General features: G+C 55.7%; 1 protein-coding gene. It reads right to left on the bottom strand.

All coding sequences use genetic code 11. The features are described 5' to 3' along the window. Positions 1–411: 411 nt before the first annotated feature. A partial coding sequence (locus J5M58_RS25785) for a type II toxin-antitoxin system HicB family antitoxin (protein WP_207880133.1) occupies positions 412–836 on the bottom strand: 425 nt, incomplete at its 5' end.

Here is an 836-nt window from a genome sequence, read left to right as displayed (position 1 = left end):
GAGCAAGGGCCGTTGTCGCCACGTTATAAATTCCGCCCTCGAGTTGCGCTCCGCGAAAAGCACCTTGGAGTGATGTTGAATGTATGCCGCGCCACGTAGCTGGATCGCACGAACTACATGGGCGTTTTGAGAGATCGATAATTTTCCGCCCTGCCCACCCGATACGTTTTTCAACAACCCACTGGGGCCGGAGAATTTCCGCTCAAGCACGACGCTCCGGTAGTTGAGCACAGGCGATTACGTCGGCGCGTGCCATGAGCGACTGCACCGGGACAAAGGGACCGTCGTCTGGCAGAAAGTAACTCTTCCTGGTCTCGTGTGGTGCCGCGATGCTGAGATGCAGGGCCCTGCTGGGCATAAAAATAAAAGGCCCGCAGAGATGCGGGCCTATCACTACAGGCGCACGCGATATTATGCGTGCCTAACTTTGCCTTCATTAAGTGCCTCCAGGGCAGCACGCGCAAGAAATCCGCTTCTAGTCTCGTGGCGGGATGCCACATAGGCGTCAATCTTGTGCAGCACGAAGCGAGGGATACTCACATTGATCCGCTCGGGCTTGGAATCAAGCTGAGAAAGATCAACGCTGACGAGCGCCCAAACCGCCCCGGCGTACTCGGGCTTTGCGACCAGTTCTTCCACCGTCGAGCAAGTGAATTCAACATCTTCTCCAAGCTCGATCAATGTCTCTACATGGCCGACGATAGCCTCTCTCGTGTTTTTGATTGCATCATCGATGGTTTCGCCCCAGGAGTGAACGCCCGGAATATCCGGGACCGTCACGCCGTAGACGCTCCCATCGTCCTTATGCACTGCGATGGGAAATTCCATACCAACAC

It is taken from the genome of Pseudomonas sp. 32_A, from assembly GCF_017490905.1.
GTDB classification, from domain to species: Bacteria; Pseudomonadota; Gammaproteobacteria; order Pseudomonadales; family Pseudomonadaceae; genus Aquipseudomonas; species Aquipseudomonas inefficax.
The sequence above is the reverse complement of the archived record's forward strand: the minus strand, read 5'-3'. Positions and strand labels throughout refer to the sequence as shown.